This is a genomic window from Streptomyces sp. HM190 (assembly GCF_009857135.1).
Classification (GTDB): Bacteria; Actinomycetota; Actinomycetes; order Streptomycetales; family Streptomycetaceae; genus Streptomyces; species Streptomyces heilongjiangensis.
Genome location: NZ_CP047318.1, coordinates 6,561,886 through 6,575,269, shown reverse-complemented (window position 1 = coordinate 6,575,269; position 13,384 = coordinate 6,561,886). Strand labels below are relative to the sequence as shown.

Sequence of the window (13,384 nt, the reverse complement as noted above, 5' to 3'; positions counted from 1 at the left end):
AGACCGCCCCTGGAGGGAAGATCATGAAAGTCACATTCGGCAACGTCCAGTTCGGCAAAGCCACTCTGGGAAGTGCCCTCTTCTACGCCGTGAACGTCACCGTCAGCTCATCGCTGATCGGCCTGGTCGTCGACCGGGCCTGGGCCTCCTTCGCAGACGGTCCCTGGGACCCGCTGCTCTACGGCGAGAGCAGCGATCTGCTTTTCCCCGCTGCCTGCCTCCTCGTGCTGACGGCGGCCCGCCTCATCCTGCCCCCGGCGCCACGCTGGAAGGCCATCCTCGTCGATAGCTCCCTCTACCTGCTGACGCTCCTGATCTGCTACAGCGCGGGCTCCCTGGCGGACGGCGAGGGCGTCGGCACCGCCTTCGGCGGGGCTTTCTTCGTCGCGCTCCTGTCCCTGTTCACGCTCCAGCTCCCCGCCGCCTGGGCTCTGATCGCCTGGGCCACCGGCCACCTCGACCCCACCGCGCCCCGCGGCGAGCAGAGCCCGGCCTCGTCACCGGCCGGCAGTCTTCTTTGACGGTTTCACAGCCCAGGAGGTCATCTCCTCCAGCATCTTGCGGTTGATCGCCCCCGACCGCGAGGCGGCGATCTTGTGCCGGGAGTCGATGACGAAGGTGAAGGGCAAGCCCTGGGACTGGATGACGCCCTTGGGCATGTCCAGGATGGACTTCCCCGAAGGATCATCCAGGTTCGGGTAGGGGACGTCGAACTCCTCGATGAACGCCTTGGACGCGGCGATGCCGCTCCCGTGGTTGATGCCGACCACGACCACGCCCTTGCGCTTCATCGACTTCTCGTAGTCGACGAGCATGGGCATCTCCAGACGGCACGGCCCGCACCAATACGCCCACGCGTTGACCACGACCGTCTTGCCCCGGTAGTCCGACAGCCGGAACGGCTTCCCGTCGACCGTCGTCCCCTTGATGTCCGGGGCATCGGGACGGCTCTTCACATCGATGGTCAAAACCCCGTCGGACACGCGGTATCCGGTCCGCTCGGAGCCGTCCATCGACGTGACGGCAAGGATGCCGCCACCCCCGACGGCGACGACGGCGGCGGCCACGGCAATGGAGACGATAGAACGCTTCACAGGTCAAATCCTCGCTCGGTCACGGAATATGCCTGTCATCATCCCAACGCTCCAGGAGCACCTGGGCGTTGGGGTACTGCCCTTAGGGGCAGTGCCCAAAGAGCCACTACCGCCGACCTGTTCGAGCCGCGCAGCATGAAGGGACACTTCCCCGCAGCGGGGGAGGGCAGAGAACGGAGTGCTGCTGTGCAGGTAGGAAAAGCCGCCATCTCGGTCGCGATAGCGGCCAGTGTACTGGGCGCAGGCGCCACCACCGCCACGGCCACGCCGGCCCCCAAGGGCGACATCGCCGCGAAGTGCGGCTACGAGCGACGGCCCGACGGCGGCTGGCTGGACTGCTGGAAGACGAAGAAGGGCACGCAGAAAAGCGCCGCCCACAAGGTGAAGAAGGGCAAGCACTTCTTCCACTTCGGCATCAAGGGCAATAACGCCCGCTGGACCGCATCCGTCTACAAGCAGGTCAAGGGCAAGGACCCCAAGGTCCAGTCCCTCAAGGGCAAGGCCAACGGAACCGAGACCTTCGCCGTCGGCAAGAGTTACGGCGCCGGCAGCTACTACATCGTCTGGAAGTACGGCAAGACGGGCAGCCTGGCGTACGGCGGCATCGAGTAGGGAACCCCGCAACCCACGCCACAAGGAGGGGCCCCACCGGCGGGGCTCCTCCCGCCCTGCCCCCCAACGGTAAAGGACCCTGCATGATCCGCCTCCTCAGACCGTAGTGCTCATCGCCGCCACCATCGCCCTGATCGCCCCCACCGCCGCGCAGGCTTCCCCCGGCGGAGCACGCGGCAACCACAAGAACGTCCGGCTCGAAAAGGTCGCCGCGAAGGACAAGGCGGCCTGCTTCACCATGAGCGGCAAGACCGGCAAGGGCGCCACCCTGCGCCAGGCGAAGTACTCCAAGAACTCCACGCAGCGCTGGGACATCGAAGGCGTCCTGATCGGCAAACCCTCCGAATCCTATTACCTCATCATCAACCGCAAGTCCGGCAAATGCCTGCACTCGGGCAGCAAGAAGTCCGGATCGGCCATCGCCCAGCAGAAGTGCTACGCAGGCAACGACAAGGAGCTGTGGAACCTCACCTCAACAACATGAGGAGCACCAACTTCTGGTCCAAAAAGTTCATCCTGAGCCCGAACAACAAGAGCGGCACCAAGCTCAAGCTCGGTAAGAAGGGCTGCAGCGTCAAGGACGAACGCTGGGGCCTGTCCTGACCCGCTCCCGCACATGGGGCAGGGCCCGCAGCGTACGGGGCGGGCCCTGCCCCATGCGGGCTGTTACAGCGCGGTCGGGTCGTTCTTCTTCCAGATCAGCGAAAACGCCTGCTTCTTCAGCTTCACCGTCTTGTTCGAGTACTTCATCAGCGTGATCTTCGAGCCCTTCTTGTCCGACTGCGCCGACATCACCAGCCTGCCCGAGCCGTAGGAAGTGATCCGCCGGTCATACAGCGTCCACCACTGGGCCTTCGACTTCTTGTTGCACCCGTACTGACGCACTGACGCACCCGACTTCTTCGACGTCGGCGCCAGGCACTTGCCCGACTTACGGTTCTGGATCCCATAGCGCGGGCGCTCGGCCGGCTTGTTCGCATTGAGCCAGTTCAGGTTCCAACGCTGTGTCGTGGACTTCTTGTTGCAGCCCCGCAGCTTCACCGCCGCCTTGGACTTCTTCGAGTTGTCCATCGAGAAACACAGGCCGGTCTTGCCGTACACCTTGGTAAGACCTGTGTTCTTGTACGGGTCATTGCCCGCGGGCGCCGCCCCCACCGGCGCGGCCACACCCCCCAGCACCGCCACCGCGGCACCGGACACCACCACAGCCTTCATCGTCCTCGACACTGCGGGTCCCCTCCCACAACAGCTCGCGGCCCCTGCGGCACGAGCCCGCCCGAGCCTACGCTCGACGATCACCAGGCGGTATTGGCCCGGGGGGCAGCGCACTTGAGGGCAATACCCGCCTCCTACAGTTCCCTCATGCCCAAGCACTCCCGCACCCTGCCCATCCTCGCCAGCGTCCTGACCCTGGCTGGCGCCGCCCTGCTGGCCATCCAGTTCCTGCCCGCCGAAGCACCATCGGCCGAAGGCGCCCCCCAGGCCAAAGGCGCCATCTGCCGCGACCTGGCCGAGGGCTACCCCGACAAGATCGGCGGACACGAGAAAACCGCCACCTCCCCCGGCGCCGCCGTCTACGGCGACAACGTGATCACCTTGCGCTGCGGACTGCCCGAGATGCTGCCCACCACCGACATGTGCGTCACCGTCAACGGCGTGGACTGGGTACTGAAGAACAGCGGACAGGGCGAGGGCGACAAGACCATCACCACCTTCGGACGCAAGCCGGCCGCCGAAGCCGTCATCGACCCCGAAGTGCCCTCCGACGTCGCCCTGGTCGAGCTCGCCGCAGCGGTGAAGAACCTCCCCCGCAACGGCCACAGGTGCATCGATCAGGACGACGCCGCACGCCCCAGCCCGACCGGCAGCACGCACCACACCCCCTGAGCTGGGGTGTTGCGACGACCACTGGAACGGAAGGGTCAGGGTGCGGGCCTTCGTCTACGGGGACGCCCTGCGGGCCGCCTCCACGCCCCCCAGTTCCTCGAACAGGCGGGTGGAGACCACCCTGAAGGCGTCTCCCTCGTCTCTCACCCCAGAGACGCCATTTGCGCCTCCCAGGCTCCCCAGCGCCGTCACCGCGGACGCCGAGATGATCACGCTATGTACCACGGCTGCGGTGATTTCCCAGGGCCCTGCATGGCCCCGGAACGCCGCCTTCTATTCATTCATGACCCAAGGACACCATCAACCGCCTCCGGCCAGAGGAGGGTTCAAGCAATCCGCGACTCAGGACGCGACGTGTGCGTGGCTGCGATGCAAGGGGATCGCCTCCCTCTCCGCGCAGTTGCGCACACATCACGCGTCTTCACACAGCACGTGGTGCAGCAGCACGGAGACCACCGCGGCCTCCAGCCGCGAAGGCAACCGCAGCTTGGGCACTCATCAGCGACTGGGTGGCGGACGACGGGTGAGTGGACCCCGGGGCGCTTCCAGACAGGCGGGCCGCTGCAGGCACTGGACACACGCGATGCCTTACCCCGAGGTCGGCTCACCAGATTCGGTGGCCTGCTCCAACAGCCAGGAGAGCTCCCCGCACCGTCCGTTACGGGGAGCCGGGCACGGCCCCTTGGAGCGCCGGCGGCTACGCGGGATCCAGCACGGGCTTCGCCGCGAGCCCGCCGTTCTTCTCGCAGCGCAGTTCCCTGGCCATGGCCAGCGAGAAGGAGTGGGCCACGGTCGCATAGGCGTCCTTCAACGCATCGATGTCGCCCCCGGGCTCCGTCGGCATGCCCCAGCTCGCCGATGGCGACGTGAGCCGCATTCGTCGAGTTGGGGAACTTGCCGCTCCGGCACGCGAACCGGACCGACTCCCTGTTCGCCGCCGCCGGGGTGCGCTCCCCCATCTTCAGCACGGTGAAATCTGGGGCGGACTTCCCGTCGGGGGCCGCCACACAGCCCTCAAGTGACTCGGATCGCGCAATCCGGCGTACCGTCGGCCGTGTAGATGCGGCAGACGTCGTCGCGCCCACTGGTGTCGGCCGAAAGCGCCTCGACAAGGTCCGTCGCGGCCCGCGCGAGGGTCGGCTTCTCCGCCGTCGTCCTGAACCGCGACAACCCCGTGATCACCTTCAGCACCTTGGACGCCTGGATGGACACGCCGTCGCCACCGCACACTTGCGTCCCTGCCACAGCCTTCCCGTCTCCGCCCCCACCACAATTGGTGGCGCCTAGACACAACAAGCCGGTCACGACCGGGGCAAGAAGTCCAACGCGCACCAGCCTACGACTGATCACTGTCCGCATTCCTACGTGTCCTCGTCCATCCACCGGCCCAGCCGGTCTCCGGGCGGTTACCCTGCGATTCGCGAAGGTCCTGCGCGAACGTACTGTTCTCGGGGTCCGGGACGTACCGCCGGAGAACGGAGCCTCATCTACTCCATCCATGGGATCCCTTTCCTCGACCCGCGCCGTCAGCGGCCTAAAGTTCTCAGCCGCCCTCTCCCCACGCGCTTCGCTGTCGCGACGGTGGCCGCACGACTTGCGGACTTCGACGGCAGGGTCCTTGAAGAGCCGACACGTCTCCAGTTCGGGCACTGACCGCACCGGTCCGGCCGTGGAGCGCCTCGGCCCACTCACCCCTGCTGCATCGCATCCCAGAACCGCGAGCCGACGGGCTGAAGCCCTTCCTCGGGCGCCGGAATCCCTACGGACCCACCTGCCGGAAGGCAGCAGCGTCGCGCCGCGAGTCCCGTCAGCCCACGGGAGGCGATGAGGAGCTCCGGGCTGGTGGCGAACGTAGCGCCCGCCGACGCGATGCCGAAGAGGGCGCGCGCCGCCGAGCAGGAACTTCAGTGATGGCCACCGTGATGGACGATCCGCAGCCCGTCACGCCCCGCCTCGTGGGCACCTCGATGGAGATCGCGGCCTACACGGACGCGGAAGAACGTGAGCGGTTCCTGGCGCGCACTTTCGGCAGCCAGGACTGGCTCTGAGCGTGTCCGACGTCCTCCGCTTCGACCCAGCCTGCCCAGTAGCCCCTGGGCAGCCCCAGGACTTCCGCTTCGAGCGTCGTCCGAGCGTCAAGAATCTCCGAAAGAGTCTCTGAAAGCGTCGCCGATGCAGACTCCTCGCTTTTGATTCGCAGGTCAGGGAGTTCTCAGAGATCGATCCGTCCGCTCGAACCGCTACACGGAGGGAAACAGGTCGAGGAACCCTCCCGGGCACAAAAAGACCAGGTCAGGAACCCTTTCCCGCCGGTTCGAGTATCGCCACACACTCCACGTGCGACGTCATCGGAAACAGATCGAACGCCCTCAGCATCCGCACCCGGTATCCCCCCTCGCGGAAGTAGCCGAGGTCGCGCGCCAGCGCCGCCGGGTCGCAGGCGACGTACGCGATGCGGCGGGCGCCCAGCGTGGACAGGTGCTCCACCGTCCTGCGGCCCGCGCCCGCGCGGGGCGGGTCCAGGACGACGAGGTCGACCTCGGTGATCCCGGTGCGCGGCAGCACCGCCTCGACCTTGCCCTGCTCGATCCGCACGCGATCGAACTCGGCGAGGTTGTGCCGCGCGTCCTCGACCGCCCGCTTCCCGGACTCGATGCCGAGAACGGCCCCCTTCTCGCCGACCCGGTCCGCGAGGGCGCCCGCGAAGAGGCCCGCCCCGCAGTACAGGTCGAGCGCGGTGTCGCCCTTGCGGGGCAGCAGGCCCTGCATGACGGCCTTGACGAGGGTGTCCGCGGCCTTGGGGTGGACCTGCCAGAAGCCGCCGCTGCCGACCCGGTACGTGCGGCCGTCGGCGCGCTCACGGACGAAGGGGCGCCCGTGGACGCGGTGCACGCCCCCGTCCTTCTCCCCGACCCGCATCACCGACACCGGCTTGTCCAGCTCCACGATCGGCAGGCGCGCCCCGGGCTTCGGCGTGAGGATCACCTGACGGTCCTGCGAACCCGTCGCCGCGATCGCGTCGACCGACTCCATGCCGGTCCAGTCCCGCTTCTCGATGCCCAGCTCGCTGACGCCCGGCGCCGCGATCATGCAGTGGTCGATCGGCTCGACCTCGTGGGAGCGGTGGCGGCGCAGACCCGCGCGCCCCGAGGCGTCCACCGCGTACTGCACTCGCGTCCGCCATGCCGGGACCTCGCCCGCCGGGACCTTGTCGCCCTCGGCCGGCATCACCGTGCCGTCCCAGCCCGCCTCCTCGGGCGTGAGGCCCGCGAGCCGCCGCAACTGCTCGGCGAGGACCTCGCCCTTGAAGCGGCGCTGGGCACCCGGCTTGACGTGCTGCCAGTCGCAGCCGCCGCACCGGCCGGGGCCGGCGTAGGGGCAGGGGGCCTCGATGCGGTCCTTGGCCGCGTCGAGCACCTCGACGGCGTCGGCTCTCAGGAAGCGCGCGCCCTCCTCGCCCTCGGTCACCCGGGCCACGACGCGCTCACCGGGCAGCGTGTGCCGGACGAAGAGGACCTGGCCCTGAGCCGTACGGGCGATGCAGTGGCCGCCATGGGCGACGGGGCCGACCTCGACCTCGTACTCCTCCCCCACCAGTGATTTCTTCGGTTCTGCCTGCATGGCGGGGTGACTCCAGGAGAGAGGGAAGCGACAACGGCCGGACAACAGCCCACCAGTCTACGTGGGTGCCGTCCGGCCGCCGACCACAGGAGCGGCGCCCCGCCCTCGCGGGGACACCGCTCGCTGACTCAGCCGTGCTTGGCGGAGGACTCCTGGGACTCCTGCGCCGCCGTCCCGGACCGGTCCTGCGCCGGACCACGCCGCACCGAACCCGGCGCGTTCCACTCCTGCCGCTTGCGGGCGCGCCGCTTGGCGACCTCGGAGGACTCCAGCTGGTACGGCACGGAGGTCACCATGACACCCGGCGTGAACAGCAGCCGTCCCTTGAGCCGGAGCGCGCTCTGGTTGTGCAGCAGGTGCTCGTACCAGTGGCCGACCACGTACTCGGGGATGATGACCGACACCGCGTCGCGCGGGGACTCCTTGCGCAGCCCCTTGACGTACTCGATGACCGGCCGGGTGACCTCCCGGTACGGCGAGTCGAGGACCTTCAGCGGTACGTCGATGCCGCGCCGGTTCCACTCCTCCTGGAGCGCCTTGGTCTCGGTCGGGTCGACGTTGACGCTGAGTGCCTCCAGGGTGTGCGAGCGCATCAGCTTGGCGTAGGCGAGGGCGCGCAGGGTCGGGCGGTGGATCTTGGAGATCAGCACCACGGAGTGGACCCTGGAGGGCCGTACGACGTCGTCGCTGGGGCCGTCGGGGGCGGCGATCTCCGCGGCGACCCGGTCGTAGTGCCTGCGGATCGCGGTCATCGTCGCGTAGAAGATCACCATGCCGAGCAGGGCGACCCAGGCGCCGTGCGTGAACTTGGTGAAGAGGACGACGATCAGGACGAGCCCGGTGAAGAAGGCACCGAAGGCGTTGATGGCCCGCGAACGGACCATGTGGCGCCGCTTGGCCTGGTCCTTCTCGGTGCGCAGATGGCGGTTCCAGTGCCGGACCATGCCTGTCTGGCTCAGCGTGAAGGAGACGAACACACCCACGATGTACAGCTGGATCAGACGGGTCGAGTCGGCCCCGTAGATCCACACCAGCAGTCCGGCGGCGCCCGCGAGGAGCACGATGCCGTTGGAGAAGGCGAGCCGGTCGCCGCGGGTGTGCAGCTGGCGCGGCAGGTAGCGGTCCTGGGCGAGGATCGAGCCGAGCAGCGGGAAGCCGTTGTAGGCGGTGTTCGCGGCCAGGAAGAGGACCAGGGCGGTGGCGGCGGCCAGCACGACGAAGAAGAAGGTCCCGTCGCCGAAGACGGCGGCCGCGACCTGCGAGATCACCGGGTTCTGGACGTAGGAGTCGCCGACCGGCGTGCCGTCGCGCACGAGGTCGACCGCCGGGTTCTCGGCCATCCGTACGTCGGTGGCCATGGCGAGGCCGATGATGCCGCAGAACATGGTGACGGCGAGCAGGCCCATCGCGGCGAGTGTGGTGGCCGCGTTCTTCGACTTGGGCTTGCGGAAGGCGGGGACACCGTTGGAGATCGCCTCGACGCCGGTCAGCGCGGCGCAGCCGGAGGAGAAGGCGCGCAGCAGCAGGAAGACCAGCGCGAAGCCGGCGAGCCCCTGGTGCTCCGGCTTGATCTCCAGGTCGGCGGTGGGTGCCCGCATCGTCTCGTCCAGGACCAGCCCGCGGAAGGCGCCCCAGGCGATCATCGCGAAGACACCGAAGACGAAGACGTACGTCGGGATCGCGAAGAGCTTGCCGGACTCCTTCACCCCGCGCAGGTTCATCAGCGTCAGCAGCACGATGATGCCGACCGCGCACAGCACCTTGTGCTCGACGAAGAAGGGGATGGCCGAGCCGAGGTTCTCCACGCCGGAGGAGATCGACACGGCGACGGTGAGGACGTAGTCGACGAGGAGCGCGCTGGCGACGGTGAGACCGGCCTTGGGACCGAGGTTGGTGTTGGCCACCTCGTAGTCGCCGCCACCGCTCGGATAGGCGTGGACGTTCTGCCGGTACGACGCCACCACGGTGAACATCAGCACGACGACGGCGAGGGCGATCCAAGGGCTGAAGTGGTAGGCCGACACGCCCGCGATGGAGAGGACCAGCAGGACCTCACCGGGTGCGTACGCCACGGAAGAGAGCGGGTCGGAGGCGAAGACGGGAAGTGCGATGCGCTTCGGCAGGAGCGTTTCGCCGAGCCGGTCGCTGCGCAGGGCGCGCCCGATCAGAATCCGTTTGGGCAGGTCGGTCAGTTTGGACACGCAGAGGATCGTAAGCGCCCCGGCCGGTTCTGGGCACATCCGGGTGAAATCCCGGCGGGCCCCAGGGTGAAATCTCCCCGGCCGTCACTGCGAGATGCGTCACGTGACGCATCCTCAGGCCTAATGGGTGCGTCTTGACGTCCATATGACGAATCCCCTCCCACCCCCCTCTCTGGAGGCCCCATGCAGGCCGCGACCGCGGAGCTGATCGGCGCACTCGTGTCACTCGTCGGCCTCGGTGTCCTGACGATGATCAGCATCCGCCGGATCAGCCGTCGCCGCTCCCCCACCTGACGGGTGCTGCACGGGGGTGCCCTTGGCGGACCGCGCGTGTGTAGCTTGGGCCACGGTCTGAGACCCTGTTTTTGCCGTTTCGGCTGAACACCAGCTATTGACACCGGAAGGACGGTCGTGCACATCGTCATCATGGGCTGCGGGCGAGTGGGGTCGACCCTCGCCCAGACCCTGGAGCAACAGGGGCACACGGTCGCCGTGATCGACCTGGACCCCACGGCCTTCCGTCGTCTGGGCTCGGGATTCGGTGGCCGCCGTGTCACGGGTGTCGGCTTCGACCGCGACACCCTCCGTGAGGCGGGCATCGAGGAGGCGGGCGCGTTCGCCGCCGTCTCCAGCGGCGACAACTCGAACATCATCGCCGCCCGCGTCGCCCGCGAGATGTTCGGCATCGAGAACGTGGCGGCGAGGATCTACGACCCCCGCCGCGCCGAGGTCTACCAGCGGCTGGGCATCCCCACGGTCGCCACGGTCCGCTGGACGGCCGACCAGATGCTTCGCCGGCTGCTGCCCGCCGGGTCCGAACCGCTGTGGCGCGACCCCACCGGGGGCGTCCAGCTCGCCGAGGTGCACGCCTCCTCGACCTGGGTCGGCCACAAGATCAGCAAGATGCAGGAGGAGACGGGCGTCCGCGTCGCGTTCCTCACCCGCCTGGGTGAGGCCATCCTGCCCACCTCGCAGACGGTGCTGCAGGAGGGCGACCTGGTGCACGTGATGATGCGTACGGACGACGTCGAGAAGGTCGAGGCCTCCTTCGCCGAGGGTCCCGACGAGGAGGGCGGTCACTGATGAGGGTCGCCATTGCCGGAGCCGGTGCGGTGGGCCGCTCGATCGCGGGCGAACTGCTGGAGAACGGCCACGAGATCCTGCTCATCGACAAGGCGCCGACCGCGATCTCGGTCGAGCGCGTCCCCATGGCCGAGTGGCTGCTGGCCGACGCCTGCGAGCTCACCTCGCTGGACGAGGCCGCGCTGCAGCGCTGCAACGTGGTGATCGCCGCGACCGGCGACGACAAGGTCAACCTGGTCGTCTCGCTGCTGGCGAAGACGGAGTACGGCGTGCCGCGGGTCGTCGCCCGCGTCAACAACCCGAAGAACGAGTGGCTGTTCAACGAGTCGTGGGGTGTGGACGTCGCCGTGTCGACGCCGCGGCTGATGTCGGCCCTGGTCGAGGAGGCGGTCAGCGTCGGCGACCTGGTGCGCCTGCTCCGCTTCAGCCACGGTGACGCCAACCTGGTCGAGCTGACCCTCCCGCCGGAGTCGGCGCTCGCCGGCACACAGGTCGGCGAGGTCGAGTGGCCGGAGGACACGTCCCTGGTCACGATCATCCGGGGCACCCGGGTCCTCACCCCGACCCAGGAGGACTCCCTCGAAGCCGGTGACGAACTCCTGTTCGTCGCCGCCCAGGCCCGCGAGGAGCAGTTGGAGGATCTGCTGTCGGTGCGCCGCGAGGACGCGACGAGCTGACCCGGCGGACACGACGAAGGGGCGCCCGGAGATCTCCGGGCGCCCCTTCGTACGTGCTCCGGCCGACGTCCCGTGGCCCGTGAGCCGGCCGCCGGCCTCGTCGCTGGTTCAGTCGCCCGTGGCGGCCGCACGCTCGGCGGCCTTGCGCTCCTTCTCGGCCTGCTCGGCCGCCTCCATCTCCGCGAACACGTCGATCGGCGCCGGCGCCTTGGCCAGGAACACCCAGGTCAGCCAGACGGCCAGCAGGAACGGCGGGATCTTCAGCGCGACGAGCACCCAGCCGAGCTGCTCGGTGTCGGCCCACCAGTACAGCGGGAAGAGGATGGCGCACTTGCCGAGCAGGATCGCGCCCCAGGCGTAGCTGGCCTTCGCGTAGGCCTTCTTGCGGCCGGGGTTGCGGGTCCGCCAGGAGAGGTTCTCCTTGAACACCGGCCCGAGCATCAGGCCCATCAGCGGCACGCCCGCGAGCGTGGTGACGATGTACGTGAGGCCCATGCCGAGCGTGTAGAGCATGCCCGGCAGGTAGAAGTCCTTCGCGTTGCCGGTCATCATCGCGAAGACCACGCCGAAGGCGACGCCGAAGACACCGCTGAAGGCGTGCTTGACGGTGTCCTTCCTGACCAGTCGCACCACGACCAGCAGCAGGGAGACACCGAGGGCCGCGAGGGCCGACGAGTGCAGGTCCTTGTTGATCGTGTAGATGGTGACGAAGAGAAGGCCGGGCAGCACGGTCTCGACCATGCCCCGCACCCCGCCGAAGGCCTCGAACAGCGCGGCCTCGGTCACCGCCCTGGAGTCCTGGGGGTCGACCTGGACACCGGTCGTGTCCTGGGCGCCGCGGGCGGCGTCCTCCGTCGGCTTGTCGAGCGACGTCACCGGCTACTCCCGTCCGAGCGGTCTGAGTTCGTACTTCGGGTTGAAGAGCACCCTACGGCCCCGGCTCATCGAGATCCGACCGGATGCGATCAGCTTGCGCCCCGGCTCTATCCCGACGATGGAGCGCCTGCCGAGCCACACCACGTCCAGAGCGGCCGAACCGTCGAACAGCTCGGCCTCCAGGGCCGGCACACCGGCCCGCGGACGCAGCGTGACCGTGCGCAAGGTACCAGTAACCGTCACGATCTGCCGGTCGTGGCAGTCACAGATCCGCGTACAGCCCGCGGTGTCCGCGTCCTCCCGCAGTTCCTTGCTCTCCAGGTCCTCCTGGGACGAGGACAGCCGGTCGATCATGCGCCGGAACCGGCCCGCCGGCTTCTCTGGACGAGGAACAGCACTCATGGCAAAAAGCCTACCGGGGCGCGCCCACAGACCCGCACCCCAGTACGGGCCACCTCTGATCGCGGGGTCCCGCGGACCGCCCGTTCGTGTGGCGGGTACGACGAAGGGCCGCACCCCGAGGGGGTACGGCCCGTGCGTCCGTGCGGTGGTTCAGCGGACCTCGGTGATCTCCGGGCCGCGCTGCAGCTGGCCCATGCCGCCGGAGAAACGGGAGCCGCTCTGCTCCTCCTGCTGGACGCCTTCCGGCACCATCTGCGCGTCGTTCGGGAGCTTCAGGACGATCGGGTCGCGCGGGGCCATGGGGCCCTCACCGCGGACGACGACGGTGTCCCGGAAGATCTGCTCCAGCAGCCCGGCGGTCTGCGGCTCGACCGCGCCACGGCCGGAGATCACACCGCGCAGGAACCAGCGCGGCCCGTCCACGCCCACGAAGCGGACGACCTGGAAGCCGCCCGTGCCGTCCGGCAGCTGCACGGGCACCTGGGCCCGCAGCTCCCAGCCCAGCGGGCCCTCGACCTCGTCGATGACGCCGCCCTGCTGGGTGATGCCGGTGGCGATCTCCTCGCGGACCTCGCCCCAGATGCCCTCGCGCTTGGGAGCGGCGAAGGCCTGCAGCTGGACCGCGCTGTCGCGCAGGACGACGGTGGCCGCGACGATCGCGTCGCCCGCGACCTCGACCCGCAGCTCCATGCCCTCGACCCCGGGCACGAAGAGACCGCCGAGATCGACCCGGCCCTCACCGGGGTTGGAGACCTCGGAGCTGTCCCAGGGTCCGTCGGGCCGCGGCTCCGGCTCCAGCCGCACCCGCTCCCGCTCGACCTCGTCGGTCTCAGCGCCGACTTCCCCGGCTACGCCGTCGACCTGCTCGGCCTCGCTCGCCGCGTCCGCCGCGTCCTCAGCGGAGCCCTTCTTCTTGCGACGTCCGAACACG

The 13,384-nt window shown here is 68.7% G+C and carries 17 protein-coding genes; 8 read left to right on the top strand and 9 right to left on the bottom strand.

Translation table 11 applies throughout. The features are described from left to right. Window positions 1-23 precede the first annotated feature (23 nt). Complete coding sequence (locus GSY65_RS28125) at window positions 24-521, top strand: hypothetical protein (RefSeq protein WP_159773881.1); 498 nt, start codon at window positions 24-26, stop codon at window positions 519-521. Here GSY65_RS28125 and GSY65_RS28120 read toward each other — a convergent pair. Beyond that, window positions 498-1,094, bottom strand: a complete 597-nt coding sequence (locus GSY65_RS28120) for a TlpA family protein disulfide reductase (RefSeq protein ID WP_159773879.1) — start codon at window positions 1,092-1,094, stop codon at window positions 498-500. The two genes, GSY65_RS28125 and GSY65_RS28120, sit on opposite strands and share 24 nt — an antisense overlap. A gap of 186 nt (window positions 1,095-1,280) precedes the next feature. Between GSY65_RS28120 and GSY65_RS28115 the strand changes: the two genes are divergently transcribed. The 3 genes from GSY65_RS28115 to GSY65_RS34375 all read left to right on the top strand — a co-directional run bounded on the left by GSY65_RS28115 (window position 1,281) and on the right by GSY65_RS34375 (window position 2,309). Further along, window positions 1,281-1,706 carry a hypothetical protein gene (locus GSY65_RS28115; RefSeq protein WP_159773877.1) on the top strand — a complete coding sequence of 142 codons (426 nt, stop codon included), beginning with the start codon at window positions 1,281-1,283 and terminating at the stop codon, window positions 1,704-1,706. Window positions 1,707-1,812: 106 nt separating this feature from the next. After that, window positions 1,813-2,190: an RICIN domain-containing protein gene (locus GSY65_RS28110; protein WP_159773875.1), complete on the top strand. Its 378-nt coding sequence runs from the start codon at window positions 1,813-1,815 to the stop codon at window positions 2,188-2,190. Beyond that, window positions 2,187-2,309 (top strand): hypothetical protein, encoded by a 123-nt coding sequence (locus GSY65_RS34375; protein ID WP_268978231.1) that lies wholly within the window; start codon window positions 2,187-2,189, stop codon window positions 2,307-2,309. Before GSY65_RS28110 ends, GSY65_RS34375 begins: the two co-directional genes overlap by 4 nt. Window positions 2,310-2,372: 63 nt before the next feature. Here the strand turns inward: GSY65_RS34375 and GSY65_RS28105 are convergent, their stop codons facing one another. Then, window positions 2,373-2,921 carry an RICIN domain-containing protein gene (locus GSY65_RS28105; RefSeq protein WP_159773873.1) on the bottom strand — a complete coding sequence of 183 codons (549 nt, stop codon included), beginning with the start codon at window positions 2,919-2,921 and terminating at the stop codon, window positions 2,373-2,375. 147 nt (window positions 2,922-3,068) lie between these two features. On the opposite strand from GSY65_RS28105, the gene GSY65_RS28100 reads away from it, so the two are divergent. After that, window positions 3,069-3,593: a DUF3515 family protein gene (locus GSY65_RS28100; RefSeq protein ID WP_159773871.1), complete on the top strand. Its 525-nt coding sequence runs from the start codon at window positions 3,069-3,071 to the stop codon at window positions 3,591-3,593. Between the two features lie 697 nt (window positions 3,594-4,290). Here the strand turns inward: GSY65_RS28100 and GSY65_RS34095 are convergent. Both GSY65_RS34095 and GSY65_RS34090 read right to left on the bottom strand, forming a co-directional pair. Then, window positions 4,291-4,437: a hypothetical protein gene (locus tag GSY65_RS34095; protein ID WP_236580095.1), complete on the bottom strand. Its 147-nt coding sequence runs from the start codon at window positions 4,435-4,437 to the stop codon at window positions 4,291-4,293. A gap of 170 nt (window positions 4,438-4,607) precedes the next feature. Next, window positions 4,608-4,805 (bottom strand): hypothetical protein, encoded by a 198-nt coding sequence (locus GSY65_RS34090; RefSeq protein ID WP_236580094.1) that lies wholly within the window; start codon window positions 4,803-4,805, stop codon window positions 4,608-4,610. A gap of 698 nt (window positions 4,806-5,503) precedes the next feature. On the opposite strand from GSY65_RS34090, the gene GSY65_RS28090 reads away from it, so the two are divergent. After that, window positions 5,504-5,641, top strand: coding sequence for a hypothetical protein (locus GSY65_RS28090; RefSeq protein ID WP_159773869.1), 138 nt, complete (start codon window positions 5,504-5,506; stop codon window positions 5,639-5,641). 244 nt (window positions 5,642-5,885) lie between these two features. Here GSY65_RS28090 and GSY65_RS28085 read toward each other — a convergent pair whose 3' ends face one another. Further along, window positions 5,886-7,214: a class I SAM-dependent RNA methyltransferase gene (locus GSY65_RS28085; protein ID WP_159773867.1), complete on the bottom strand. Its 1,329-nt coding sequence runs from the start codon at window positions 7,212-7,214 to the stop codon at window positions 5,886-5,888. 128 nt (window positions 7,215-7,342) lie between these two features. Further along, a complete protein-coding gene (locus GSY65_RS28080) occupies window positions 7,343-9,415 on the bottom strand; it encodes an APC family permease (protein ID WP_159773865.1) in 2,073 nt (690 codons plus the stop codon). Window positions 9,416-9,826: 411 nt separating this feature from the next. On the opposite strand from GSY65_RS28080, the gene GSY65_RS28075 reads away from it, so the two are divergent. Next, window positions 9,827-10,498: a potassium channel family protein gene (locus GSY65_RS28075; RefSeq protein ID WP_159773863.1), complete on the top strand. Its 672-nt coding sequence runs from the start codon at window positions 9,827-9,829 to the stop codon at window positions 10,496-10,498. Next, window positions 10,498-11,175 (top strand): potassium channel family protein, encoded by a 678-nt coding sequence (locus GSY65_RS28070; RefSeq protein WP_159773861.1) that lies wholly within the window; start codon window positions 10,498-10,500, stop codon window positions 11,173-11,175. Before GSY65_RS28075 ends, GSY65_RS28070 begins: the two co-directional genes overlap by 1 nt. 108 nt (window positions 11,176-11,283) lie before the next feature. On the opposite strand, the gene GSY65_RS28065 is transcribed toward GSY65_RS28070, so the two are convergent. The 3 genes from GSY65_RS28065 to GSY65_RS28055 form a co-directional block, all read right to left on the bottom strand. Continuing rightward, window positions 11,284-12,051, bottom strand: coding sequence for a DUF3159 domain-containing protein (locus GSY65_RS28065; protein ID WP_159773859.1), 768 nt, complete (start codon window positions 12,049-12,051; stop codon window positions 11,284-11,286). A 3-nt stretch (window positions 12,052-12,054) separates the two neighbouring features. Continuing rightward, window positions 12,055-12,453 (bottom strand): OB-fold nucleic acid binding domain-containing protein, encoded by a 399-nt coding sequence (locus GSY65_RS28060; protein ID WP_159773857.1) that lies wholly within the window; start codon window positions 12,451-12,453, stop codon window positions 12,055-12,057. A gap of 150 nt (window positions 12,454-12,603) precedes the next feature. Next, window positions 12,604-13,383, bottom strand: coding sequence for a DUF3710 domain-containing protein (locus GSY65_RS28055; RefSeq protein WP_159773855.1), 780 nt, complete (start codon window positions 13,381-13,383; stop codon window positions 12,604-12,606). Window position 13,384: the final 1 nt, after the last annotated feature.

Bases quoted from the DNA above. Each gene is read 5' to 3' on its own strand.
- GSY65_RS28125 (WP_159773881.1), top strand. From the start codon at position 24: ATGAAAGTCACATTCGGCAACGTCCAGTTCGGCAAAGCCACTCTGGGA.
- GSY65_RS34375 (WP_268978231.1), top strand. From the start codon at position 2,187: ATGAGGAGCACCAACTTCTGGTCCAAAAAGTTCATCCTGAGCCCGAAC.
- GSY65_RS28105 (WP_159773873.1), bottom strand. From the start codon at position 2,921: ATGAAGGCTGTGGTGGTGTCCGGTGCCGCGGTGGCGGTGCTGGGGGGT.
- GSY65_RS28100 (WP_159773871.1), top strand. From the start codon at position 3,069: ATGCCCAAGCACTCCCGCACCCTGCCCATCCTCGCCAGCGTCCTGACC.
- GSY65_RS34095 (WP_236580095.1), bottom strand. From the start codon at position 4,437: ATGCCGACGGAGCCCGGGGGCGACATCGATGCGTTGAAGGACGCCTAT.
- GSY65_RS28090 (WP_159773869.1), top strand. From the start codon at position 5,504: ATGGCCACCGTGATGGACGATCCGCAGCCCGTCACGCCCCGCCTCGTG.
- GSY65_RS28085 (WP_159773867.1), bottom strand. From the start codon at position 7,214: ATGCAGGCAGAACCGAAGAAATCACTGGTGGGGGAGGAGTACGAGGTC.
- GSY65_RS28070 (WP_159773861.1), top strand. From the start codon at position 10,498: ATGAGGGTCGCCATTGCCGGAGCCGGTGCGGTGGGCCGCTCGATCGCG.
- GSY65_RS28060 (WP_159773857.1), bottom strand. From the start codon at position 12,453: ATGAGTGCTGTTCCTCGTCCAGAGAAGCCGGCGGGCCGGTTCCGGCGC.